Source organism: Azospira sp., from assembly GCF_030247495.1.
Lineage (GTDB): Bacteria > Pseudomonadota > Gammaproteobacteria > Burkholderiales > Rhodocyclaceae > Azospira > Azospira oryzae.
This window is the reverse complement of the sequence record NZ_JAOTRW010000007.1, coordinates 144123-168770: the sequence shown is the minus strand read 5'-3', so window position 1 is coordinate 168770 and position 24648 is coordinate 144123. Positions and strand designations below refer to the sequence as shown.

The 24648-nt window shown below is 68.6% G+C and carries 20 protein-coding genes and 1 pseudogene; 6 read left to right on the top strand and 15 right to left on the bottom strand.

Annotation, left to right across the window (positions count from 1 at the left end; translation table 11 throughout):
* Positions 1-13 precede the first annotated feature (13 nt).
* The 4 genes from OEL49_RS12045 to OEL49_RS12030 form a co-directional block, all read right to left on the bottom strand.
* Positions 14-448 (bottom strand): response regulator, encoded by a 435-nt coding sequence (locus OEL49_RS12045; protein WP_014237807.1) that lies wholly within the window; start codon positions 446-448, stop codon positions 14-16.
* A gap of 13 nt (positions 449-461) precedes the next feature.
* Positions 462-3551 carry a CHASE domain-containing protein gene (locus OEL49_RS12040; protein WP_287874821.1) on the bottom strand — a complete coding sequence of 1030 codons (3090 nt, stop codon included), beginning with the start codon at positions 3549-3551 and terminating at the stop codon, positions 462-464.
* Positions 3552-3734: 183 nt separating this feature from the next.
* Complete coding sequence (locus tag OEL49_RS12035) at positions 3735-4256, bottom strand: gamma carbonic anhydrase family protein (RefSeq protein ID WP_014237805.1); 522 nt, start codon at positions 4254-4256, stop codon at positions 3735-3737.
* A gap of 146 nt (positions 4257-4402) precedes the next feature.
* Positions 4403-5971 (bottom strand): aminoacyl-histidine dipeptidase, encoded by a 1569-nt coding sequence (locus tag OEL49_RS12030; RefSeq protein WP_287874818.1) that lies wholly within the window; start codon positions 5969-5971, stop codon positions 4403-4405.
* A 55-nt stretch (positions 5972-6026) separates the two neighbouring features.
* On the opposite strand from OEL49_RS12030, the gene OEL49_RS12025 reads away from it, so the two are divergent.
* Positions 6027-6431 carry a nucleotide pyrophosphohydrolase gene (locus OEL49_RS12025; RefSeq protein WP_205230410.1) on the top strand — a complete coding sequence of 135 codons (405 nt, stop codon included), beginning with the start codon at positions 6027-6029 and terminating at the stop codon, positions 6429-6431.
* Positions 6432-6468: 37 nt separating this feature from the next.
* On the top strand, positions 6469-7116 hold the full coding sequence (locus OEL49_RS12020; protein WP_205230409.1) for an ACP phosphodiesterase: 648 nt from the start codon (positions 6469-6471) through the stop codon (positions 7114-7116).
* A 139-nt stretch (positions 7117-7255) separates the two neighbouring features.
* Here the strand turns inward: OEL49_RS12020 and OEL49_RS12015 are convergent.
* A pseudogene (locus OEL49_RS12015) lies at positions 7256-8068 on the bottom strand (23S rRNA (adenine(2030)-N(6))-methyltransferase RlmJ); the annotation flags it as partial.
* Positions 8068-8385, bottom strand: a complete 318-nt coding sequence (locus OEL49_RS12010) for an antibiotic biosynthesis monooxygenase family protein (RefSeq protein WP_014237801.1) — start codon at positions 8383-8385, stop codon at positions 8068-8070. The gene OEL49_RS12010 and the pseudogene OEL49_RS12015, both read right to left, overlap by 1 nt.
* A gap of 340 nt (positions 8386-8725) precedes the next feature.
* Between OEL49_RS12010 and OEL49_RS12005 the strand changes: the two genes are divergently transcribed.
* Both OEL49_RS12005 and OEL49_RS12000 read left to right on the top strand, forming a co-directional pair.
* Positions 8726-9187 carry a DUF4442 domain-containing protein gene (locus tag OEL49_RS12005; RefSeq protein WP_014237800.1) on the top strand — a complete coding sequence of 154 codons (462 nt, stop codon included), beginning with the start codon at positions 8726-8728 and terminating at the stop codon, positions 9185-9187.
* 210 nt (positions 9188-9397) lie between these two features.
* On the top strand, positions 9398-9943 hold the full coding sequence (locus OEL49_RS12000) for a YaeQ family protein (protein ID WP_287874813.1): 546 nt from the start codon (positions 9398-9400) through the stop codon (positions 9941-9943).
* A gap of 94 nt (positions 9944-10037) precedes the next feature.
* Here OEL49_RS12000 and pbpC read toward each other — a convergent pair whose 3' ends face one another.
* The 5 genes from pbpC to OEL49_RS11975 form a co-directional block, all read right to left on the bottom strand.
* Positions 10038-12317, bottom strand: coding sequence for a penicillin-binding protein 1C (gene pbpC / locus OEL49_RS11995; protein ID WP_287874811.1), 2280 nt, complete (start codon positions 12315-12317; stop codon positions 10038-10040).
* A 7-nt stretch (positions 12318-12324) separates the two neighbouring features.
* Complete coding sequence (locus OEL49_RS11990) at positions 12325-18006, bottom strand: alpha-2-macroglobulin family protein (RefSeq protein WP_287874809.1); 5682 nt, start codon at positions 18004-18006, stop codon at positions 12325-12327.
* A 289-nt stretch (positions 18007-18295) separates the two neighbouring features.
* Positions 18296-19405, bottom strand: coding sequence for a DUF748 domain-containing protein (locus OEL49_RS11985; protein ID WP_287874807.1), 1110 nt, complete (start codon positions 19403-19405; stop codon positions 18296-18298).
* A gap of 116 nt (positions 19406-19521) precedes the next feature.
* Positions 19522-19908: a glutaredoxin family protein gene (locus OEL49_RS11980; protein ID WP_287874805.1), complete on the bottom strand. Its 387-nt coding sequence runs from the start codon at positions 19906-19908 to the stop codon at positions 19522-19524.
* A gap of 66 nt (positions 19909-19974) precedes the next feature.
* The gene (locus OEL49_RS11975) at positions 19975-20982 is read right to left on the bottom strand and encodes a serine/threonine protein kinase (protein WP_287874803.1); all 1008 of its coding nucleotides are present in this window, start codon (positions 20980-20982) and stop codon (positions 19975-19977) included.
* Between the two features lie 79 nt (positions 20983-21061).
* Between OEL49_RS11975 and OEL49_RS11970 the strand changes: the two genes are divergently transcribed.
* On the top strand, positions 21062-21811 hold the full coding sequence (locus tag OEL49_RS11970; RefSeq protein ID WP_014237793.1) for an MgtC/SapB family protein: 750 nt from the start codon (positions 21062-21064) through the stop codon (positions 21809-21811).
* Positions 21812-21815: 4 nt separating this feature from the next.
* Here the strand turns inward: OEL49_RS11970 and OEL49_RS11965 are convergent, their stop codons facing one another.
* Entirely contained in the window at positions 21816-22067 is a 252-nt protein-coding gene (locus OEL49_RS11965; RefSeq protein WP_014237792.1) for a hypothetical protein, read from the bottom strand.
* A 142-nt stretch (positions 22068-22209) separates the two neighbouring features.
* Between OEL49_RS11965 and ylqF the strand changes: the two genes are divergently transcribed.
* Complete coding sequence (gene ylqF, locus OEL49_RS11960; protein WP_130458592.1) at positions 22210-23124, top strand: ribosome biogenesis GTPase YlqF; 915 nt, start codon at positions 22210-22212, stop codon at positions 23122-23124.
* A 64-nt stretch (positions 23125-23188) separates the two neighbouring features.
* Here the strand turns inward: ylqF and OEL49_RS11955 are convergent, their stop codons facing one another.
* The 3 genes from OEL49_RS11955 to infA form a co-directional block, all read right to left on the bottom strand.
* Positions 23189-23734, bottom strand: coding sequence for a DUF3617 domain-containing protein (locus OEL49_RS11955; RefSeq protein ID WP_287874800.1), 546 nt, complete (start codon positions 23732-23734; stop codon positions 23189-23191).
* A gap of 162 nt (positions 23735-23896) precedes the next feature.
* Positions 23897-24079, bottom strand: a complete 183-nt coding sequence (locus tag OEL49_RS11950) for a hypothetical protein (RefSeq protein WP_043798298.1) — start codon at positions 24077-24079, stop codon at positions 23897-23899.
* A gap of 79 nt (positions 24080-24158) precedes the next feature.
* On the bottom strand, positions 24159-24419 hold the full coding sequence (infA, locus tag OEL49_RS11945) for a translation initiation factor IF-1 (protein ID WP_014237788.1): 261 nt from the start codon (positions 24417-24419) through the stop codon (positions 24159-24161).
* Positions 24420-24648: the final 229 nt, after the last annotated feature.

Genomic DNA, 24648 nt, shown 5'->3' with positions numbered 1-24648 from the left:
GCGCGGCCTCCTCTCAGTTCTTCGGCGGTATGTTGGTGGCCAGCCAGTACACCCCCATGCGGGCCACGGTTTCGGCGAATTCGCCGAAATCCAGGGGTTTGCGCACGAAGCTGTTGGCGCCGTCCTCGTAGGAGGCGAGGCGGTCCTGCTCCTCGTCGGAGGAGGTCAGCATCACCACCGGCAGCAGGTGGGTGCGGGAATCGGCGCGCAGGCGCTTGAGCACGTCCAGGCCGCTGATGCGGGGCAGGTTGATGTCCAGCAGCACCACGGTGGGCAGGGGCTGGCCGGCCCGTCCGGAAAACTCGCCTTCGGCGAAGAGGTAGTCCAGGGCCTGCTGGCCGTCCCGGGCCACGTCCACCTGGTTGGCCAGGTTCACCTTGCGCAGGGCCCGCAGGATCAGCTTTTCGTCCTGGTCGTTGTCTTCCACCAGCAGAATGTTCTTGTCCATGGTTCGGGTCCTTTCAAGTGGGCAGGGTGATGCGGAAGACGGCGCCCTGGTTCACCGCCGAGGAGGCCGTGATGTCGCCGCCGTGGCGGTGGATGATGCGTTGCACCGTGGCCAGGCCGATGCCGGTGCCGGCAAATTCGCTCTGCCGGTGCAGGCGCTGGAAGGGCTTGAACAGCTTGTTGGCGTAGTTCATGTCGAAGCCGGCGCCGTTGTCGGCGACGCACCAGGCGACGGTGTCTGCGGTGATGCTGTCGGCGTAGACGCGGATGTGGGGCGCCTTCTGGTGGGCCGAATACTTCCAGGCGTTTTCCATGAGGTTGCGCATCACCACTTCCAGCATGGCGGGATCGCCGTGGACCTGGATGCCGGGTTCAACCTCCAGGGTGAAATGGGCGCCCCGCTGGTGGCTGCGGATTTCCCGGGCCATGGCCTCGGCCAGGGCGGAGATGTCCACCGGCTCCCGGCGCAGTTCGCCCCGGGTGCAGCGGGAGAGGGTGAGCAGGCCGTCGATCAGTTCTCCCAGGTGGCGGCCGCCGCGGATGATCTCGTCGAGGAATTCCCTGGCCTCGCCTTCCAGCTTGTCGCCGTAGTCCTCCAGCAGGGCCTGGCTGAAGCCGGTGATGGCCCGCAGGGGCGCCCGCAGGTCGTGGGAGACGGCGTAGGCGAAGCCTTCCAGCTCGTGGTTGGCCGCCGCCAGCTCGGCGGTGCGCTCCTTCACCCGTCGTTCCAGGCTGTCGTTGAACTGGCGGATCTGTTCTTCCGCCGCCACTTCCCGGGTGATGTCCCGGGCCACGCCGGCGGCGCGCTCGGCCTTGCCCTCCGGGGTGCGTTCGAATTCCGCCGTGAGATGGACCCAGCGCAGCTCGCCCCGGTGCCGGATGCGGCACTTGATGTCGAAGGGGGTCGTGCCGGCCTCGGCCTCGCGCCAGGCCTGCTGCAGGTTCGCCACGTCTTCGGCGTGGGCCAGCTGCAGCAGCTGGGCGCAGTTGTACTCGCCCGGCGGCCAGTCCACGATGGGGGTGAAGTCGGGGATGAACCAGCGGCCCTGCTTGAGGTCCGCCGCCCAGCTGGCGAAGTGGCCCAGGCGCTGGCCCTGGGAAATGATGCGGCGGGCTTCGCTGAGGGCCGCCATCATTTCCCGCTCCACCTGCACGTCCGTGTTGCTGCCGATCCAGCGGATCAGCTTGCCCTCCCTGTCCTTGAGGGCCGAGGCCCGGGTGTCGAACCAGCGGTACTGGCCGTCGTGGCGGCGGATGCGCAGGTCGATGCGCAGGTTCTCGCCCCGGGCGATGCAGCTTTCCCAGGCGGCGTTGAGGCGGCCCTGGTCCTCCGGGTGGATCTGGGCCATCCAGGCCCGGCCCAGCTGCCCGCTTGCCGGCCTGCCGGTGTATTCCTCCCACTGGCGGCTGAGAAAGTCACAACGGGTGTCCGGCGTCGCCGTCCAGATCAGCTGCTGCAGGGAATTGCATAGCTGGCGCAGCTGGTTCTCGCTTTCCTGCAGGGCCTGCTGGTCCTTGAGGGCGTCGATCAGCTGGGAGCAGCTGTCCACCACCGGCTGCAGGTAGTCGGCCAGGGCCTGGTCGTAGCCGCCGGGCCGGTTGGCCAGGCCGACGCTGCCGACGATGCGGCTGTCGCGGAAAATGGGCAGGCCGAGGAAGGCCTGCATGGGCGGATGTCCGGCCGGGATGCGGTCGTTGTGCCGGAGATGATGTGCCGGATCGTTGGCGATGACCGCCGCGCCGCTGTCGATGGCGGCGGCGTAGAGACCGTTGAGGCCGACGAACTGCATGCGGCCCGCCGCCGCCCCGGCGTACTGCTGGCGGCTGGCCTCGTCCCAGGCAATGTCGGAGAGGGCGAGGAAGCGCTGCACCGGCTCGCCGTCGGGGCGGTAGCTCAGTTCGGTGATGTAGCCGAACTGGCTGTTGGAGAGATCGAGGATTTCCGTCAGCACCAGGGCGAAGATGGTGTGGCCGTCGTGGCCCCGGATGTAGGCATCGCGCAGGCGGGCGATGCTGGCCAGGCGCCGGTGCTCCTGGGCCAGGGCGGCCTGGTTGCCCTGCTGTTGCCGCACTTCCCGGGCCAGGCTGCGCAGCAGTTGCAGCAGCAGCAGGCTGATGGTGCCGCCGGTGGCCAGGATGATGAGGGGGGAATGCTGCTCCAGTTCCGCCTCGAAGGCCGGGGTGCTCTGGAAGCGCAGGGTCCATTCGCGCATGGGCAGGGCCAGGGTCACCTGGGTGCGGCGGATGCCGCTGCTGTCGGTGATGCCGCTACGGGTGGCGTAGAGGCGGTTGGCTTCGCTGAAGGGGGCGCCGTCGTAAATCTCGAAGTCCAGTTCCCGGCCCCAGTGGCCCAGGATGTCGGTCATCAGGTCGCCCATGCGGAAAGGGCTGTAGACGAAGCCGAGCAGGGCCTGGCGGCGCTGGGCGGTGGTTTCCAGGGGCCGGCCGGGGCGATAGACCGGCATGTAGAGCACGGTGCCGGCCTGGATGTCGTGGCCGTCCTCCTGCACCAGGGTGACCCGGCTGGTGAGGGCGGCACTGTTGCGGTCCCGGGCCAGTTCCATGGCGGCGCGGCGGGTCGGGTCCGAATACATGTCGTAGCCGAAGGCCCGCTGGTTGCGCTCGGAGAAGGGCTCGATCAGGTGGATGCTGCTGTAGACGGGACGGTCGCCCCGGGGGCTGATGGCAAAGTCGGGAAAGCCTTCCTGGCGCACCTGTTTTTCGTAGGCCGCCCGCTCTTCCGCCTTGAGCATGACGGTATAGCCCAGGGCCAGGATGCCCGGGTAGTGTTCCTTCAGGTTGAGGGCCTGGAAGAAGTCCCGCCATTCCTGCCGGGTGACGTCATCCGAGGACAGGATCAGGCCGACGGCGCCCCGCAGAATCTGCTCGTGCTCCTGCATGCGCAGGGTGATGCGCTGGCTGGCCTCGGCCACGTAGCGCTGGAAGCGTTCCTCAGTGATGCGGTCGTTGGTGGCGACGGACGTGCGCCAGAACCACAGGCTCAGGGCCAGGGCAATGGTCAGGACCGCCCAGGGGCTGGCCGGGTGCAACAGCAGGGCTTGCCCCCGGGAGAGCCGGGGCGGCGGCTGGGGATGTGCCGTCATGGTCTTGTCTCCAGGCTGTGGCAGCCTTGGTTCTGGTTATTTTCCAGGCCATTATGGGGAAAAGACTATGGTGGCGACATACGAAAAAAGTAGTAGGAATAAAGACTTAAGTGGTTCTACGGACGTAAAAAAGGCCGGGGTCGCTCCCGGCCTTCTGCCGCTGCCTGGCGCAGCCCGCCAGGCCTACAGCTCCACCAGCCGGCTGGCGTAGCGGCGGGCGTTGTCCACGTAATGGTCGGCGCTCTTTTGCAGCCGGGCCTTTTCCTCCTCGCTCAGCTCCCGCACCACCTTGCCGGGGGAGCCGACGATCAGCACCCCGTCGGGGAAGACCTTGCCTTCCGGGATCAGGGTATTGGCGCCGACGATGCTGTGCTTGCCGATCACCGCCCGGTTGAGGATGACGCTGCCGATGCCGATCAGGGAATTGTCGCCCACGGTGCAGCCGTGCAGCATGACCATGTGGCCCACGGTGACGTTGGCGCCGATGTGCATGGGCACGCCTTCGTCCGTGTGCAGCACAGAGCCGTCCTGGATGTTGCTGTTGGCGCCGATGTGGATGGGGTCGTTGTCGCCCCGCAGCACGGCGTTCCACCAGATGGAGACGTTGTCGCCCAGGCGGGCGTCGCCGATCACCGTGGCGTTGGGGGCGACCCAGGCGCTCGCGGCGATCTGGGGCGTCTTCTGGTCGATCTTGTAGATGGGCATGGGGGGCTCCTGGAGGTTCTATTTTTTAGCCACAGAGGGCACAGAGAACACAGAGAGGGGCAGTCGTAGCTGCCCGCCTTCCGGCTGAGACGGTTTGGCTTTTGCCTGCCTCTGTGTTCTCTGTGCCCTCTGTGGCAAAGGGTTTGTCAGACCCGGGGCAGGGCGGCCAGCAGGGCCACCAGGAACTGCCAGCTCCTGCCCACCGTTTCCACCTCGACCCGCTCGCCGGGAGCGTGGGCGCCGTGGATGGTGGGGCCGAAGGAGAGCATGTCCAGGCCCGGGTACTTGGCACCGATGATGCCGCACTCCAGGCCGGCGTGGATCACCTCCACCTGGGCGCTGCCGCCGAACTGTGCGGCATAGACCTGCTGGGCCAGGGCCAGCAGGGGCGAATCCGGGTTGGGCTTCCAGCCGGAGTAGCCGTCGGTGAGCTGGGAGTCGGCGCCGATCAGGCCGAAGAGGTCGGCGATGCGCCGGGCATGGGCCTGGGCGGCGGAATCCACCAGGGAGCGCACCATGAAGTTGGCCCGGGCCTGGCCGTTGGCGACGCTGAGCACCCCCAGGTTGTTGGAGGTTTCGACGATGCCGGGCACGCTCTGGCTCATGCGGGCAACGCCGTGGGGCGCCGCGTTGAGGGCGGCCAGCAGCTGGCGCTGGGCGGCGGGGGCCATGGCCGGACCGGCCAGGGAGGGCAGCTCGGAGAGGCGCACGGATAGGCCGTTTTCAACCCCCTTCAGCTCCCGGGCAAGGGCCTGGGCGCCCGTAGCCAGGGTCGCCTCGATCTCGGCCAGGCAGGCCGGGTCCAGGATCACGGTGGCGAAGGCCTCCCGCGGCAGGGCGTTGCGGGCGGTGCCCCCTTCCAGCTGCAGCAGGCGCCAGGCCTCGGCGCCGAGTTGCTGGCCCAGTTCCCCTAGCAGGCGCACCAGCAGCTTGATGGCGTTGCCCCGCTCCTTGTGGATGTCGATGCCCGAGTGGCCGCCGCTGAGGCCGGTGAGGGAGATTTTGGCCACCGTCCAGCCCGCCGGGGCCGGCTCGCTGCTGTAGGGATAGGTCACATTGACGTCCATGCCGCCGGCGCAGCCCAGGTACAGGTGGCCCCATTCCTCGGTGTCGATGTTGATCAGGTAGCGGCCCCGCAGCAGGCCCGGGGCCAGGCCCAGGGCGCCGCCCATGCCCGCTTCCTCGTCCACCGTGAGCAGCACTTCCAGGGGCGGATGGGAGAGGCCGTCGGCTTCCAGGGCGGCCAGGGCCAGGGCCACGCCGATGCCGTTGTCGGCGCCCAGGGTGGTGTTCTCCGCCAGCAGCCAGCCGTCCTTCAGTACGGGGCGGATGGGGTCCTGCTGGAAATCGTGGCCGGTGCCGCTGTTCTGCTGGCAGACCATGTCCAGGTGGCCCTGCAGGATGACGCCGGCCTCCTGTTCCCGGCCCGGGCTGCCGGGCTTGCGGATCACCAGGTTGCCGACGCCGTCCTGCTCGCTGGCCAGGCCCCGGCCCTCAGCCCAGGCCGCCAGGTGGTCGCGCAGGGCGGCTTCGTGCTTGGACTGGCGCGGAATGGCGCAGAGGGCGGCGAAATGGCGCCACACGGCGACGGGCTGCAGGTCGGCGAAAGGGAAGTCGGGCGTGGGCTGGTAGGCGGCGACGCGGGGGGAGAGGGCGGGTGCGGCAGAGACAGAGGAGGCGGCAGTGGGGGCAGAAGAGGGGGCAGAGTCGGTCATGGTCCGGTGCGTCGGGGCATAATCACGGTCCGCCCCGTCCAACATTGAAAAGCCCATGACCTTAGCAGAAATGCCCGTCCCTGCCGACCCTGAAGCCCGCTCCCCGTCCGATCTGCAGCGGCTGACCGAGGCCATCCTGGTCTTCCGTGACGAGCGGGACTGGAAGCAGTTCCACAGCCTGCGTCACCTCATCGTCTCCCTCAACCTGGAGGCGGCCGAACTGCTGGAGCTGACCCAGTGGAAGAGCGACGCCGACATGGCCGCCCTGGTGGCGGACCCGGCGGGGCGGGAGGCCCTGGCCGACGAATGCGCCGACGTGCTGCTGTATCTGCTGCTGCTGACGGCGGAGGCGGGCATCGACCTGCCGGCGGCGGCCCTGGCCAAGATCGGCAAGAACGCGGCCAAGTATCCGGTGGAGAAGGCCCGGGGCTCCTCGCGCAAATACACGGAGCTGGAGTGAGCCGGGCGGGCGTCCGGGGGCGGCGACAGGAGCGGCCATGAACTTCCTGGCCCACGCCTATCTGGGCGGCGAGGTGGCGGAGCACCGCCTGGGCGGCTTCCTCGGCGACTTCATCAAGGGGCCTCTGGACAATGCTCCGGGCGGCCTGCCGGCGGAGGTACTGGCCGGGGTGGAACTGCACCGGCGCCTGGACAGCTTTGCCGAAACCCATCCCGCCTTCTGTCGCAGCCGGGAGCGCATCAGCCCGGCACGGCGCCGGGTGGCGGGAATCATGGTGGATCTGTTCTACGACCACTTCCTGGCCCGGGACTGGGCCGAGTGGTCAGCCCTGGCGGCGGGCGATCTGCCCCGGGGGCTGGCGCAGTTTTCCGCCGGCCTTTACGCCCAGGCGGAAGCGCTGGGGCCGGCCCTGCCGCAGCGGCTGGCGGCCATCCTGCCGCGCATGCGGGGCGACGACTGGCTGGCCTCCTACCGGGAGCCGGAGATCATCGCCCTGGCCCTGGACCGCATGGCCCAGCGCTTTACGCGCCCGAGCGCCCGGACGGCCCTTTGCGGGGCGGGCGCGGAGTTGCTGCAGGATTACGCGGGCTTTGCGGCGGATTGCCGGGCTTTCCTGCCGGACGCCCAGGCTTTTGCCCGGCGCTGGCGGCAGGCGCGCGGGGCGCCTTCCGCCCCGCCGTATTAGACGGAAAACCGGCGCTGCCCCGGGGGTTGAACACCGTCGGCCGGGCCCGCTCGGGGCGTAGCGGCGTATCGCCCAGGGTGCCGCCGGCGCCGCTCTCCAGGACGAAGTGGGCTCCCTTGCCGGCATCCCCTTCTTCCGCCAGCAGTTCCACCAGCCGGGGCAGCACTTCCTTCAGGGTGGCGGCCAGGGTCCATGGCGGGTTGAGGATGAACATGCCGCTGCCGGCCATGCCGAAGCCGTCCGCGTCCGGCGAGCGCACGTGCAGGGAGACGTGGAGCCAGTCCTTGGCCGGCAGGCGCTTCAGGCGGTCGGGGAACTGGCGGGATTCGGGGCGGTTGAGACAGGGATACCAGACGGCGTAGGTGCCGGTGGCGAAGCGCTGCAGGGCGTCCTGCAGGGATTTGTAGATGGTGGCGTAGTCGGTCTTGACCTCGTAGGAGGGGTCGATCAGCACCAGGGCCCGGCGCGACGGGGGCGGCAGCAGGGCCTTCATGCCGGCCAGGCCGTCGCCGGAGGTGACCTGGACCTGGCGGCCGGCATCCTTGAAATTGGCGGCCAGCAGGCGGGCGTCGGTGCTGTGCAGCTCGTACAGGCGCAGCCGGTCGATGTCCCGCAGGCCCTGCTGGGCCAGCCAGGGGGAGCCGGGGTAGAGGCGCAGGGGGCCGTTGGCCTCGTTGCCGTTGAACTGGCGGATGCGGGCCACGTAGTCGGCCAGGGCCGGCGGCAGGTCGGCAGGGGGCACTTCCCACAGGCGGCCGATGCCGCCCTGGAATTCGGCCAGCTTCTTGGCGTAGTCCGACTTCAGGTCGTAGGCGCCGGCGCCGGCGTGGGTGTCGATGACGTAGAGGGCCTTGTCCTTCTGGGTCAGGTAGTCGAGCAGCTGGAGCAGAACCAGATGCTTGAGGACGTCGGCGTGGTTGCCGGCGTGGAAGGCGTGGCGGTAGCTGAGCATTAGATTACAGCCTTGAAAAGTTCGAGTTGGGGCGGGCCGACATAGAGTTCCCGGGGCGTCAGGGCCGCGTTGGCGTGGGCCTTGCGGAAGGCCTCCGACTGGGTCCAGTCCTCGAAAGCCTGTTGCGAAGCCCACATGGTGTGGGAGGCGAAGAGGGTGAATTCGCCCGGGTCGTCGCCCAGGGGTTCCAGTTGCAGCAGGTGGAAGCCGAGAAAGCCCGGGACTTCGGCCAGATAGCTTTCCCGCTTCTGCCAGTGTTCGATGAAGGCGGCTTCGCTGCCCGGCTTGATGCGAAAGCGGTTCATGGCGAGGAACATGGGCGGGCTCCGGGAAATGGCGGTCGAGGGGGCGGATATTAGCGGACTTTCGCCCGCCCCGGCAGTCGCCAGGCGGGGCGCGGCTCCCGGCCCGGCGCAAGAATGGGTCGGGGGAAAAAAAGGGCTTGCCGGGGCAGGCAACTCTTGGGGAAAATAGCAATCAAACGATCGTTTGAATTAACGCAATAACCAGCGATGGCCGACCGCGAGCGGTGCCGGAGGCTCCGGCTTCTGCTCATCGCTCCGTGGTCACGGGTCCGAGCTGACCGCCGCGGATGCCGCCAGGCGCGCAGTGGCCCCCGGTCTGCCATTGCCCATCCCCTTTCCCGACGAGAGATTCATGAAAGCCAGCACCTTCCGCCGCCTCATAAACCTGTGGCCACCCTTCCTGTTCACCGGCATCCGCAGCCCCCGCATTGCCCCCGACTACCGGGAGGCGGAAGTGGAACTGCGCCTGCGCTGGTACAACCGCAATTACGTCGGCACCCATTTCGGCGGCAGCCTTTTCGCCATGACCGATCCCTGGTACATGCTGCTGCTCATGCAGCGCCTGGGCAAGGACTACCTGGTGTGGGACCAGCGGGCCGTGATCGACTTCGTGGCTCCGGGCAAGGGCGTGGTCAAGGCCCTGTTCAAGGTGGACGACGCCACCCTGGAGGAGATCGTGGCCCGCACCGCCGGCGGCGACAAATACCTGCCCGAGTTCCACATCGACGTGGTGGACGAGGCCGGGCAGGTGGTGGCCCGGGTGCACAAGACCGTCTACGTGCGGCGCAAGCGGCGGGCCCGGGGCGAGGGCTGAAAGGCGGCTGAACGGCTGCCGGCCCGGGAGGCAGGAAGGACGACATTCTCCGGGCAGGCATGCCGCTCATGCCCGTCCCTGTTGCCTTCCGGGACAGTGCCCTGCAAGGCTGCAGGACCCGGCATTACTTGGGCCGCCGCGGCCCTGAGGCGCCATGAGCGGCCCCACGGCCCCCGCCGTTGTCCCAAGTGCGGGTAAAATGCCCGCCCTATGGCTCTCAAATCCACCGTATTCAAGGCCGACCTCAGCGTCGCCGACATGGACCGGCACCACTACGCCGATTATTCCCTGACCCTGGCACGGCACCCGTCGGAAACCGACGAGCGCATGATGGTGCGCCTGCTGGCCTTCGCCCTCAACGCCGACGAGCGTCTGGCCTTCTGCAAGGGCCTCTCCGACGACGACGAGCCGGACCTGTGGCGCAAGGACTACACCGAAGCCATCGAACAGTGGATCGAAGTGGGCCTGCCGGACGAAAAGCGCATCAAGAAGGGCCTCTCCCGTTCTGCCCAGGTGTTGGTCGTGGCCTACGGCGGCCGGGCGGCGGAAATCTGGTGGTCCCAGCTGGCCAGCAAGGTGGAGCGCCAGGAAAAGCTCACCGTGCTGTTCATCCCCGAAGCCCAGAGCCGCGCCCTGGCCGAACTGGCCGACCGCACCATGCGCCTCTCCTGCACCATCCAGGACGGCCATGTCCTGGTCGGCTGCGACAAGGGCACGGTGAATATCGAGCCGGTGAAGTGGCTGTACAAGGAATGAACGGAACTTGCAGGAAATGAAAAAAGGCCGGGACCACCGGCCTTTTTTTTTCGCCCCTTTTCATGGGGGCCAGGGCTTCCTCTGCCCGGCAGCGTCAGCGCCGGCTTTTCCCTTTCAGGGCCCGGACTTGGAAGGCGGCCTCGTCGATCACCCGCTGCCGGGCATCCACCAGCTGCAGGCGGTGGCGGCCGGGCTGGGGCAGCCAGCGGGGCGCCGGCTGGGCGGCGGCCAGCCGCTTGCCGTCGAGTTGCCAGTGCCAGCCCGGGGCGGCGGGGCCGCTCAGGCGCAGTTCGATGCGTTGCAGGTTGGGCGGAATGTCCGGGTCTAGGGCCAGGATGGTGCCGTCGGCCGGGTAGGCGATGCGGCCCAGGGCCTGGCCACCGGCCTGGCGGATGAGCGTCTGTTCCGTGCCGGCCAGGAACCACTCCTGGCGGGCCGGTTCCCGGGCCGGCTCGAAGCGGATGCTCTGGCGCACCACGCCGGCGGGGGCCGGCGGCGGCCGGCTGGATTGGGGTGGCCGGGCCCGGGCCGGATCGCCCCGGTGCAGCCAGTCCATGACCTCCCGCCACACCGGCGCCGCGCCGCTGATGCCGGAAACGTCGTGCATGGGGCTGCCGCCGGCGTTGCCCACCCACACCGCCACGGTGTAGCGGCGGGAATAGCCGGCGCACCAGTTGTCCCGCATGTCCTTGCTGGTGCCGGTCTTGACCGCGCTCCAGTAGGGCGTGGCGAGCCAGGATTCCAGGCCGAAGGTGGAAGCCCGGGCATTGCGGTCGGCCAGGATGTCTCCCACCAGGAAGGCCGCTGCCGCGGTGAAGGCCGGGCGGGGCACGTCGCTGAAAACCCCGGCGCAGCCTTCGCGGCGGCAGGGAATGGGCTGGGCCTTGCCATTGCTGCCGGCAGCGGTGGAAGTTACGGCAGGTACGGCCCGCAGGGGGCTCCAGCGGCCGCCGTTGGCCAGGCTGCGGTAGCCGTTGGCCAGCATCAGCAGGGAAATGTCCGCCGAGCCCAGGGCCAGGCTGTAGCCGTACCAGTCGCCATCCTGGTTGAGGCTGGCCAGGCCGGCCTGCAGCAGCTTGCGGCGGAAGGGCTCGGGCCCCAGGCGCACCAGGGTGCGCACCGCCGGCACGTTGAGGGAGCCTGCCAGGGCGCGCCGCACCGAGACCCAGCCCTGGTAATGGGGCTCGTAGTTCTGGGGAGCGTAGAGGCCGTTGCCCGTATCCAGGGCCAAAGGCGCATCCTCGATGAGGGAGGCGGGCGTTAGGGCCCGCTGTTCAAAGGCCAGGGCGTAGAGAAAGGGCTTGAGGGTGGAGCCGGCCTGGCGCAGGGCGGTGACCCCATCCACTTCCGCCGCCTCCGAGAGGTCGCCGCTGGAGCCGACCCAGGCCAGGATTTCGCCGCTGGCGTTGTCGAGTACCAGCACCGCGCCGTCTTCCACGTTCTGGTGCCGCAGGGCATGGAGGTGGCGTCGCAGGGCGTGGCTGGCGAACTGCTGCAGGTCCCCGTCCAGGCTGGAACGCAGGGCCTGGCCGGGGTGCTCCAGCAGCTTGCGGGCCAGGTGGGGCGCCAGTTGGGGGGCGGGGGCCTGGCGCGTGCGCTGGGCGCCGCTGAGGGCGTAGTCCACATAGGCAGCGAAGGCCTGGGCGTCGCTGCATTCCTGTTCCCGGCCCATTTCCGCCAGCAGGCGGCAGGCCCGGCGGGCCACCACGGCGGGGGCGGCATTGGGGGAGCGCAGCAGGGCGGCCGCCAGGGCGGATTCCCGCTCGTCCAGGCCGTGGGGCCACTTGCCGAACAGCTCCGGGCTCATGGCGCCGACGCCCTGCAGTTCGCCCCGGAAGGGCACCAGGTTGAGATAGGCCTCGATGATCTGGCGCTTGTTCCAGGTGCGCTCCAGGCGTCCCGCCGCCATGGACTGGCCGAGCTTGTCGAGGAAGGAGCGGCGGCCCCGGCGCTGCCCGTCCTCCTCCAGCAGGCCGGCCAGCTGCATGGTCAGGGTGCTGGCGCCCCGGGTGCGGCTGCCCCAGAAGTTGCTCCAGGCGGCCTTGCCGGCGGCGCGCCAGTCCACGCCGTCATGCTCCATGAAGCGCCGGTCTTCGGAGACGATGACGGCCCGCACCAGGGCCGGGGAGATTTCCGCCAGGGGCGTCCAGGCCCGGCGCCGGACGTTGCGGTCCAGGCGCAGGCTCTGCAGCACCTGTCCGTCCCGGGCCAGCAGGGTGGCGTCGGAGGCCCGGTATTCCCGGCGCACCTGGGCGTAGTCCGGCAGGGCCTGGGCAGCAGGCGCGGCCAGCCCCAGGAGCAGGGCCAGGGTGGGGAGCAGCGCCCGTCGCCGCAGCGGCAGGCGGCGCCCTCCAAAGCCTGAAAAGCGGGGCACGGCCGGTCTAGTCGCCAACCTTGACCCGGCTGTTGGGCACTTCGCCGAACACGTCGGGGGCGTAGAGGGCCTCCACCCGGGTCGGCGGCAGGGCGAAGTCGCCGCTGTTGTTGAGGCGCAGGGTGTATTCCAGGACGAAGCGGCCCTTGGGCAGCCACTGGTAATAGGCTCGGAAGGCGCTGAAGCTGCGCTCCACGTAGCTGGGCCGCAGGCCGTGCGCGTCCCGGTTCTCATCCAGGGTGCCGATGGCGCTGTCCCGTCCGTCGCCATCGCCCAGGATGCGGGCACCGGCAGGAATGGGGTCGCTCAGGGCCACCCAGGTCATGTCCTGGTCCGCATCCACCGTCAGGGTCACGCGCCACAGATCGCCGCGGCTGACCTTGCCCGGAATCTTCTCCTGCAGCGGCGCCACCTTGCGGCTGATGCGGTAGCCCATGGCCCGGGCCGGGCCGTCGGCCACGGCCGCCAGCACCTGCACGGTGGCCCAGGGCTTGCCGCTGCCCTGGTGGCTCAGTTGCAGCTTGTCATCCTTGCCTGCCGGATTGGGCCAGGGCAGGGCCAGGGGGGCGGGCAGGGCGGCACCGGCCTGGCGCCAGTCCACCTCGGCGCTGGCTTTTGCCAGGCTGGCCAGGGTCTTGCCGGCCACCGGCTCCCGCTCGAACTTGCGGGCGAAGCGGTCCAGGGTGACCCGGGCCCAGGCATTGGCCGTGGTGGTCAGCCAGCGGCCCCGCACCTGGCGCTCCATGGCGCCCTGCACCAGGCGCGGCAGGTCCTCCTGCCAGGCCGGGTTGTCGAGCATGGCCTCGATGAGGCGGAAGGCGTTGGCGTCGGCGTTGAGCATCATCCACCACCAGTAGTCTTCCCGTTCCGTGGTGAAGGTCAGGCGGCCGCCGGTGTAGGAGAGGCGGTTGCGCAGTTCCTGCTGGGCCTCGGCCAGGCGCTTGCTGCGCTGGGGCAGGTCGGCGGTGCGTTGCAGCACCAGATACCAGTCGATGAGGGCCGCCGTGGGCAGGCGCAGGGGATCGACCTCCAGGGCCGCCACCGTGCGCGGCAGTTGCACACCCTGCCGGCCCAGGGCCTGCAGGGCGTTGAGGCGGCGCAGCAGCAGCGGGTCGCCGTAACCGGCGGGGGCCCATTCCCCGGTGCGCAGGCGGCCTTCGGCGTAGGCGGTGAGGCCCTGGATCATGCGCCGCTTGCTCTCCTCCGGCACGGCGAAGCCGGCCAGGGTGGTGAGGTCGAGCAGATAGGCCGTCAGGGTGGCGCTGCCCGGGGTGCCGGGAAAATAGCCGGCCAGGCCGTTGCTGTCCAGCATGCCGGGCAGGCTGTCGGCCACGGCCTGCCAGCGCCGGGCGTCGTTGAGGCCGACGGCGATGGAGGTCTTCTGTTCCAGGCAGGAGAAGGGGTACTCCTCGAAGAAGCGACGCAGGCCCGGCGGCGGCACCGCCAGCCTGGGCGACAGGCTGATCTCCAGCCCGCCCTTGCCGGGCAGGGCGCCGGCCGGCGGACTGACGCCGACCTCGTACTTGCCGTCGACCCGGGTGAAGGTGGCCTGCTGCACCGTCACCGGCACGGCGGGGGCGACCTGCTGGGTAATCTTCAGGGCGTCCTGGGCCTTGCCGCCTTCTTCTTTGGCGGTGAATTCCCAGTCCTGGTGGCTGGCACCATCGGGGGCGTCCGCCTCCCAGCTGAGTTCGGCGGCCCCTTCGGCGGCCAGGACGACCTGGCGTTCGGGCAGGCTCTGGCTGCCATGGCGGGCCTGGAGGCGCACCGTCATCTGGCGGGCGGTGCCGTTGCGCAGGGTGACCAGGGCCTTGAAATGGTCGCCCTCCCGCACCAGGGGTGGCAGGCCGGAGATGATCTGCAGGTCCTGCCGGGTGCGCACGCTGCTGCTGCCGCTGCCGAACAGGCCGGCTCCGGCCGTGGCCACGCCCACCAGGCGGAATTCGCTGAGGGAATCGTTCATCGCCACCCGGAGGGTGGCGCTGCCGTTGGCGTCCAGCTTGACCCGGGGCTGCCAGCTGAGCAGGGTGTCGAACAGTTCCCGGGCCGGGGCGCGGCCGCCGCCGCCGCCGGGGGGCAGGGCCTTCTTGCCGAAATGGCGCTTGCCGATCACCTGGGATTGGGCGGTGGCGGTTTCCACCTGATAGGCCCGCTTCTGCAGGAAGGCCTGCAGCAGGTCCCAGCTGTCGTTGGGGCGCAGTTCCAGCAGGGCCTGGTCCACCGCGGCAAAGGCCACCTCGCTGCCGGCGGGGGCCGGCTTGCCGTCCGGCGTGGTGACGCGGATTTTCACCGTGGCCTCTTCCCGGGGCCGGTAGTCGCTCTTGTCGCTGCTCACCTCAACCTTGAGGCGGAAGCCGTCGTTGCCCACGGCGATTTCCCCCAGGCCCAGGCGGTAGGCCGGCTTGGCCAGGTCCACCATGGCGGTGGGCTGCTCCGGGTGCCACCATTCCTTGAACCAGGCCAGGGGCTCGCGCCAGCCCCACTGGAAGAAGCTGGTCCATTTCAGGGGCTCCACCCGGCCCCGCACGGCGAGCACGGAGACATAGACATTCGGCCCCCATTCGGGTTTGACCGGGATTTCCACGGTGGGCTTGAAGCGGGAAAGGGGCTGCACGAAGGTGTCGATGATGCCGCCCGCCTCCACGGAAACCAGGGCGGTGGCTTCCCGGAAGGGCGTGCGCACCTGGAAGCGGGCCGTCTCCCCGGGCTGGTAGCTGCGCTTTTCGGGAATGACGTCGATGCGGTCCTGGTTGCCGGCGGTGAACCACAGGTCGCCGCCGCCGCTGACCCAGTAGCTGGTGCTGGCCCGGGCCACGTTGCCCTGGCTGTCCCGGGTTTCGGCCAGCAGGTGGATGGCCCCCGGCTCGCCGGCCTTGGGCTCGCACAGCAGCAGGCCCCGGCTGTCCGTGGTGCCGGCGCAGACTTCGCCCATGTCCTGGTATTCCTGCTGGTTTTCGTAGGCGTAGAAACCGCCGACGATGCGCCGGCGGTGGCTGTAATCCACCCGCCGCTTGGCCTTGACGCTCACCGCCTGGCCCGCCACGGGCTTGCCCTGGATATCCAGCACCGCCACTTCGATGCGGTTCTTGCCATTGCCGGAGGCCCAGTCCGCCACCTTGATGCCCACCGCCACATTGGCCGGCCACAGTTCCACCTGGCCCCGCAGGGTCTGGATTTCCCCGTTGGGGTCGGCGAAGGTCATTTCCGCATAGACCTCGCTGGGTCCCTTGGGCTTGGCAGGCAGCACCACCTCCAGCTTGCCGGCACCGGCCTGGTCCAGGGTCACGGCCTGGCGATCGAGGATGAGGGTTTCCTGTTCCCGGTTGGCCTCCACCTTGAAGGCGGCCAGGGCAGCGGCATCGAAATCGATGTGGAAGTTGTAGGCCTCGAAGTTCTTGTACACCGGCCAGCGCGGGCGCAGGGTGGCCGAGACCTGGACTTCCGCCCGCTTGGCCGCGCCGCCGTTGAGGAAGGACAGGCCCAGGGCCAGGGGCACCTTGCCCGGCGCCACCTGGCGGGCCGGCACGCCCTGCACGCTGCCGGTGAACACCGGCAGGCGGAAGTCGGCGACCCGGAATTCCCCGGTGTACTGCTCGCCCCGCTTGCCGCCGGAGAGCACGATTTCATAGTTGCCCAGCTTGGCCGAGTCCGGCACCTTCCAGCTGCTGGTGGCGGCACCCTGGGCATCCCAGCTCAGGTTCTGTGGGTATTCGGTGCCGCTCTCGCCGTGGCGGATGACCAGGCGGGTAGGTAACTCCTCCGCTGCCGGAATGGCGAAGCCCCGGCTGCTGCGGCTGCGGGCCAGGTGCTTCATGGAGAGGGTCTGGCCGGGGCGGAAGAGGGTGCGGTCGAGCACGGAGTGGATCTTGAAGTCGCCGCTCTCGCCCCAGGTTGCCACGCCGAAGCGCCAGGGTTCGATGCCTTCGTTCCAGTCGGAGCGGACGAAGCTGTAGTCGCCGTTGAGGCGGGCGCTGGCAAAGAGGAAGTGGGACTCCCGGCAATAGGGCGCTTGCAGGGCCTGATCCACCCGGGCCCGGCCCTGGGCATCGGTGCTGCCTTGCCAGAGAGACTGGCCGTTGCAGCCGGAAATGCGCACCTCGGCGCCGGCCACCGGCTTGCCGCTGTCCAGGGCGGTGACCCAGACCAGGCCATTGTCCCGTCCCGTTTTCAGATGCACCGCCAGGTTGGTGACCAGGGCCGCGGCCCGCACGTACATGGGCTTGGGCGTTGCCAGCAGGGCCTGGCCCAGCAGCTGACTTTCGATTTCGACGATGTGGTAGCCGGGCTTCTGCAGGGGTACGCCGATCACCTCGAACTCGCTGCTGCCGCCGGGCTTGGGCAACTCCTGGCGGGCGACGCCGGCCCGCCCCTGGAGGAAGGAGAGCTCCCGGGCGTAGTAGGGGTCGATCAGTTCCCGCCATTCCCCATCCACCTTCAGGCGGACCTTGCGGCTCTGCTGCTCGAACTTCTCCAGGGCCAGCATGGCGGCAATCACGTCCGCATCTTCCGTCAGGCGCTGCTGGCTGAAGCGGTGCCGGCCCGGCAGGGTCAGCCCGGCGGTCTTCAGGCTGGCCTCCACGTTGCGCAGGGTGACCGGGAGCAGCCCGCCTTCCTGCAGCTCGACGATGCCGAAGGCGCCGGGAAACTTGGCCAGGGGCGGCAGCCCGCCGGTACGCAGTTTGAGGGGGAAGCTGGCGGCGTTGGCCAGGGGGCGGCCCGCGTCATCTTTCAGCCCGGCGGGAATTTCCAGGGTCAGCTCGGCATTCTGGGGCAGGGGGCCGGGGAAGCTGAGGGATTGCAGGGTGTCGCTCTTGCTGCTGCTGTTCTGGTTGGGGTCCTGGGGCTTGCGCTTGCCCTCCGGGGTGACGAGGGCGAACTGGCTGATCTGCTTGGCATCGAAAGGGGCATTGAACTGGAGGCTGAGGCCCGAGAGGGGGGAGCAGGGCGCACCGGCCTTTTCCCGCTCGCAGGAGAAGGTGGCCTTGAAGGGCTCCCGCACCATGTAGACGAAGCTCTCCTCCTTTTCCGTCGGCGTGCCGTTGGCAGCACGGATGCCGGCCCCCCAGACCAGGCGGGCCCGGCTGCCGGCGGGCAGACGTTCGCTGCAGGTCACCACCAGGGGCGCGGCGCCCCCATTGCCTACCCGTTGCAGCACCTCCTGACGCACCTTGGCCGCCACCGGCCGGGCCGGCAGACGCTGGCCGACGCCGTCGGCTTCGCACCAAAGATTGTTTTCCAGGGAGCGGGCATCCAGCTCGCCGCCGCCGTTGATGACGAAAGCCTGTTCCTCGTCGATGGCGCTGCCGGGGGACGGGACAATGCGCCAGGGCCGGGGAGGGGCGCCGAACAGCTCGAAACGGGTTTTGCCGCCGATGCTCTCCCCGCTCAGGGCAAGCTGTTGGGATTTGACCGTGAAGACGCAGCGTTCGCCGGGTTGCAGGGGGCGTGCCAGTTGCCAGGCCCAGGTGCGGGCATCCACCCAGCGGCCTTCGCCGGAGATGCGGGCGCAATCCACCTCGAAGGGCGCGGCCGCCGTGGCCTCTCCCAGCTTCACCATGTCGGCGCTGAAGCGGGCCGTGATGCGGGTCTGGTCTGCGACCTTGCCCTGGGGCTGGAACTGCTGCACGGTGGCGGCGGAGACCAGACCGGACAGGGACAGGCTACAGAAAAGCAGGGCCAGTTTTTTCATGGGCGAGCCTTTGGGGCAGGTGGCTGGGGAATGCCGCATTTTATGACGATCGCTTCGATCGTGAGTCGCGAATTGGCATGCCAAGCGCGGCAGAGGGAAAGTATCGGTCTCTGTCGTGGGCGTAGCCGGGGCGAGAGCCGTGGCGACCCGCCGGACGTCGCCGCCCCCAGGTCGGTTGTGGCAAAGCGGAGGAAAGGGCGGCGTGAGGGCGCTCCATTCCATGCCGGATCATGCCGGCGCCACCGGCGGTGCGGTCGCCGTCCGTTCGCAGAGCGCCTGTTCCCCGCTGCTACTTGCCGAACAGCCCCTTGATGGCCTTGCCGACGCCTTCGGCCGCTTCCACGGTTTTCTGGCCCACGGTGCCGACGCCCTTGGCCAGGCCTTCGAAGCTGATGCCGAAGGTGTCGGCGATGGAGGCGCCGACCTTGGTGGCGAAGCTTTCGTTGAGATGGAACTGGGGGTCCTTCAGGTTGCCCTCGAGGACGAACTTGATGTCGATGCGGCCGTTCTTGTCCTTCAACAGGCCGAGCACCGCCTGGCGCGGCATGCCCATGAAGGTGCTGCCGTTGCTATCCAGCTCCAGCTGGTTCAGCACCAGATTGCCTGGGGCCCTGAGGCGCTGCTCCTTGACCACGGCGTGCAGGTCCAGGTCCAGGCTGCCCTTCTTGACGCCGGTTTCGGCGGCCTTCACCAGATAGGGCTGGAGGGCCACCAGGTCCACCTGGCGGAAGGTGCTGGTGATGTCCGAATCCCGGGTGTCCAGGTCCATCCAGCCCTTGATGCTGATGCGGCCGTCCTGGCGCACGCCCTTCAGCACGCCGTCCAGGGCCAGCCGGGTGCGGCCGGCAAGGTCGGGCAGCTGGATGTCCTGCACCGTGGCGTCGAGCTGTTCCAGGCGGATTTTCAGGGCGGGCTTGCGCACCGTGGCGTCGAAAAATTCCAGCACGGCGCCGGTCAGTTCGATGCGGCCCAGGTGCACCCGGGGCGGCGGCGTCTTCTCGGCCTGCTCCGCCGGCGCCGGATGTTCCAGCAGGTTCGGCACCACCCGCATCTTGCCGTCGGCGCTGCGCAGGGCCGAGACATAGGCGCCTTCGATGCGGATGGAGGACACCCGGATGGGCTGGCCCAGCAGGCTGCGCAGGTCGGGACTGACGACGATGCGCTCGGCCCGCAGGGTGTCGGCCGCCGGCCAGCCTGCGGGGGCCTTGAGGCGCAGCTTGAGGATTTCCACCTCGCTCCAGCCGAGGCGGATTTCCCCCACTTCGCTGTCGGGCCCCAGGGCCTGCTGCACCTGGTCCTTGAGCAGCCGGGTGCCGACCTGGAGGCCGGCGACGGCGAGCACGATCAGGGTGGCGGCGAGGATGAGGAGGGCGGAGAGCCAGCGCTTGAGTCGGGTCATGGCAGCAGTCGGTACGGGGAGGGCGAGGGAGATGGTAGATGGTCGATGGCGAGGATAGCACCGCTACCCTGTCGGCATAAAACCGGGATGGGGCGGCCTGGTGCGGGGCCGCGGCTTCAGCGCCTGAGGGCGGCGATGAATTCGTCGCTGTCGAAGCCGTCCTTCATGTGGTGGCCGCGCACGATCAGGTAGGGCACGCCGTTGCCGCCATAGCTCTGCATTTCCTGCTCGCAGCGGCGGTCGATGCTCATGTTGCAGTCGGTGTAGGCAAATCCGTACTGGCTCAGCCAGGAGCGGGCCTGGGCGCTGTAGGGGCATTCGCTGGTGGTGTAAATCACCACTTCGCCGGGGCCGACGCCGCGGGCCAGGGCCTGCAGTTCGTCGAGACTGGGTGAGGTGCTGGCCGCAACCGTGGCGGCCCCTGCGACATCGGTGCCGGCATAGTGACGCCAGCCCAGGTGGACGGCGCCGGCCAGGATCAGGATGAGGAACAGCTTGGGCATGGAAAGGCTTTGGGTGACGAGGCTGTCAGTCTAACGTCATGGCGGCAGTGGGTGTGCGCAAGCCCCTTAGCCGAACAGTTCCAGGGGCCCCTCGTCCATCAGGGCGATCTGTTCCTTCAGTTCCAGGATGCGTTCTTCCCAGTAGCGCTGGCTGCCGAACCAGGGGAAGGCGGCGGGAAAGGCCGGGTCGTTCCAGCGGCGGGCCAGCCAGGCGCTGTAATGGACTAGGCGCAGGGTGCGCAGGGCCTCCACCAGATGCAGTTCCCGGGGATCGAAGTCCATGAAGTCCCGGTAGCCGGCCAGCACGTCGTCCAGTTGTCGCTGCTGTTCCCGGCGGTCGCCGGAAAGGAGCATCCACAGGTCCTGGATGGCCGGGCCCGTGCGGCTGTCGTCGAAGTCCACGAAGTGGGGGCCGGCATCGGTCCACAGCACGTTGCCCATGTGGCAGTCGCCGTGCAGGCGCAGGCTGGCGACGTCGCCGGCCCGTTCGAAGCAGCGGCGGGCGCCGTCCAGGGCTACGTTCACCGTGCCTTCCCAGGCGTTCTTCAGTTCCGGCGGAACGAAGCCGCCGGCCAGGAGGAAGTCCCGGGGCTCCTCGCCGAAGCTGTGCAGGGTCAGGGCCGGCCGTTCCCGGTAGGGGGCGAGGGCGCCGACGGCGTGGATGCGGGCGATGAAGCGGCCCAGCCATTCCAGGGTGTCCGGGTCCGACAACTCCGGTGCCCGGCCGCCGCGGCGGGGGAACAGGGCCAGCCGGTGTTCGCCGCAGTGGTGCAGGGTGCGGCCGCCGATCTCCAGGGGGGCGACCACGGGAATTTCCCGCTCCGCCAGCTCCCGGGTGAAGGCGTGTTCTTCCAGGATGGCGCCATCACTCCAGCGGCCCGGGCGGTAGAACTTGGCGACGACAATGTTGTGGCCGGCCAGGGGCTCGTCCAGCCACAGCTGGTACACCCGGTTTTCGTAGCTGTTGAGGGTCAGTTGGCGGCCGTCCGGCAGCAGGCCCAGGCTTTCCAGGGCGTCGAGCACCGCATCCGGGGTCAGGCTGGCGTAGGGCGGCGGGGCTTGGGTTTCGGGCATGGTGGGGTCCGGCTTTGCGCGTAGAATGGGCCCATTGTAACCGGCCGCCCCGAGAGCCGCGCCCCATAAGGAGTCCGCCATGTCTCCCCTGAGTCCCGATGCGCTGAAAATCTACTGGTCCGCCGACGAGGTGGCCACCAATCTGCTGGTCTTCGTCAACCTGCTGGGGGCTTTGCTGCTGGGTTTCATCGTCGGCTACGAGCGCTCCTACCACGGCCGGGCGGCCGGCATGCGCACCTACGGCCTGGTCTGCATGGCCTCGGCGGCCCTGGTGGTGATCATCGGCTATCCCGGCTACTGGTATGGCGGCCAGGGATTGCAGCCCGCGGCCACCGATCCCACCCGGGTGATCCAGGGCATCGTCACCGGCATCGGCTTTCTCGGTGCCGGGGTCATCATGCGCGAGGGCTTCACCATCAGCGGCCTGACCACGGCGGCCTCCATCTGGGCCTCGTCGGCCATCGGCATCCTGGTGGGAGTGGGGTTCTACGCGGCGGCCATCCTGCTGGCCCTGTTGTCGGCCACCTGCATGATGCTGGTGTCCCGGCTGGAGGGCTGGCTGCCGTCGCGGCAGGCGGTGGCCATCACCATGCGTTTCCGGGCCGGCTTCACGCCGCGCCAGGATGTGCTGGCCCGGGCCGCCCTGAAGCGGGGTTACGAACTGGCGCCGGGCAGTTTTGCCATCGGCTACGATGCCGGCCAGGCCGAATGGCGCTTCGTCGCCGTATCCCTGGGCAAGGCCAACGGCACGCCCATCACCCAGCTGGCGGAGGAACTGGCCAGCTTCGAGGGCGTGGACAGCTTCAAGCTCTCCCACGCCCGCAACTGAGTTCCTACTTGCCGGTGTCGCTCCCGGCCTTTTCCGCCTTGCCCTGCTCCACCAGCTTGCCCAGCTTCTGGGTGAAGTAGCCGGCGTAGGCCAGGGCCGCCAGGGTGAGGCCGGCCAGCAGCAGCTGGGTGCCGCTCATCTGGCCCGGGGTCAGGTTGTTCATGGTGGAGTAGCCCAGCACCAGGGCGGCGACGAAGCCGCCGATGACCTGCATCAGGGCGAAGACTTTTTGCGCTTTGAGGGGGGGAGTGGCCATGGCGGAACGGATATTTGGCTGAAAGTGGGCGATTGTAACGGATGGGGCGCCCAACTCCTGCGATAATGGCGGCCTTTCGCGGGATTTTCCCGGCGTCCGACGCCCCTTCCCGTCGCATCCTATTTGAGATTTCAGGCAAGACATGACAATACAGTGGTTCCCCGGCCATATGACCTCGGCCCGCAAGAAGGCCGCCGAAACCATGGAGTTCGCCGACGTGGTGATCGAAGTGCTCGATGCCCGTCTGCCCGAAGCCAGCCGCAACCCCATGATCGAGGAACTGCGCAAGCACCGCCAGCGGCCCTGCCTCAAACTGTTGAACAAGTCCGACCTGGCCGACCCGGCCGTGACCCAGGCCTGGCTCGACTACTACAAGCAGCAGCCCGACGTGAAGGCCGTGGCCATCTCCTGCAAGAAGCCCGGCGAGGTGGCCCGCATCCCGGCCCTGGCCCAGACCCTGGCGCCCCACCGCAACAGCAACGTCAAGCCCCTGCGGCTGATGATCATGGGCATCCCCAACGTGGGCAAGTCCACCCTGCTCAACGCCCTGGTCAAGCGCAAAGTGGCGGCGGTCGGCGACCAGCCGGCGGTGACCAAGCAGCAGCAGCGCATGGACCTGGGCCCGCGCCTGTCCATCGTCGATACCCCGGGCCTGATGTGGCCCAAGATCGAGCTGGCCAGCGACGGCCTGATGCTGGCCGCCAGCCACGCCGTCGGCCCCAATGCCTACATCGACGAGGAGGTGGGGGTGTATCTGGCGGAACTGCTGTTGCAGCGCTATCCCCAATGCCTGGAGGCCCGCTACGGCCTCAAGGCGGCCGAGACCGATGCGGTGGGCGTGGTGGAAACCGTGGCCCGCAAGCGGGGCTGCATCATCAAGGGCCGGGCCGGCGAGCTGGACCTGGAGAAGGCTTCCCTGATCCTGCTCAACGACTACCGCAATGGCACCCTGGGCCGCATCAGCCTGGAGACGCCGGAGAGCCGGGCCGCCCTGCTGCAGGCTGCCGCCGCGGGCCAACTGGCGCCGCCGGAAGAGGCGCCGGGCGCGGACGAATAACAGCCGCCACCAGAAAAAAAGGCCTGTCAGCGACAGGCCTTTTTTTTGTGCCCCCTTGGCCGGGCTAGTGCTGATGCTGCTGCATCATTTCCTTGAAGCGGGGATCCTTCATCATCTCCGCCGGGTTGAAGGTGCCCATGTTGGGCATGATGATGTCGCCCGGTTTCTGGCCCTTGGCGCAGGGGCCCAGCCAACGGGTCTCCTGGGTCATCCTGGTTTCCTTCATGCCCTGCAGCGGCGGGCTGTAACGCATGGTCATGTCGCTCTTGTAGCCGCTGGAGAAATCCCCGATGAGGACGCCATCGGTGGTCACCGTGGTCTTGTCCATGCGGCAGACGGTATGGATGGTGACCTTGTTGCCGCTCTGCTTGACGTCCATGGCGCTACAGTCCGGCTTCTGGCCGGGCTGCTCCTGCATCAGGTTGTCCGTGTTGGCGTCCACGCACATCTTCATGGGGCCGGGGCTGGGGGCGCCGACGATCTGGGTGTGGATTTCCCACAGACCCGACTTGCGCTTGGGCAGCTCGGCGGACCAGGCGGAAAGGGACAGGCTGCCGGCGAGGACGGAGCAGACGGCCAGGACCAGGGGATGACGGAAGGGAGAGGGCATGGCGGCTCCTTTGCCTGAAAGGGGACTCTGCAACGCCGGAACGGTTATCCGGTGGCGTCGAGTGTAGCAAAACTGCCCGTTGCTACGGGGCAGGTTTTCAGGCAGGTATTACAGGAAAGGAGCGCCGCAGCGGGTGGCGCTGGGAGGACGGCGGCGCCGGCCTCAGCGGAAGGCGGAGATGTAGGCGTTGCCGTTGTAGTGGGCAGAGGCCTCGCCCCGGTGGGAGCGGAAGGTGACTTCAAAACGGTGGCCCAGGGGGCGTACTGCGATGACTTCGTAATGCTCGTCGTCTCCCTTGCAGAAGTCGACAATCCGGTCGCCCGGCATGAGTTCTTTTACTTTCACTAAGCTTTGTTTCCTTGAGTTGATCAGCACCCTGCGAAGTTCCGCGTCGGCGGGGATGGCGCAGGGTGCCGTGGCGCGCCTAGCGGCGGCGGCGTGCGGGGGCGGGGCCCCGGGCACCTTCGCCGAGGTGGCGGAAGGTGATGCGACCCTTGGTCAGGTCGTAGGGGGACATTTCCACGGTGACCTTGTCACCCATGAGCACCTTGATGCGGTGCATTTTCATTTTGCCTGAACCGTAGGCGAGGATTTCCACGCCGTTGGCCAGGGTGACGCGATAGCGGGATTCGGGCAGTACTTCCATGACGGTGCCTTCAAATTCGAGGGCTTCTTCCTTGGACATTCAGTTCTCCGTTTGGTCTGCCCCATTCCTGTCGGACAGGCGGAACAGCGCGAGGTGGATCAGAGCCGGGCGCACAAACACATGGCGCAAGCCGGCCGGGGGCTGATGCGATCTCTTCTGGACGTAGTTCCGGGGCAGCGCCTGGGGCGTGGCCGGCAACAAGCACGAATGCATCTGGGGATGACTCGGGGCGCAGGGCGCCGAGGGTACCGCAAGGGCGGAGGGCTTG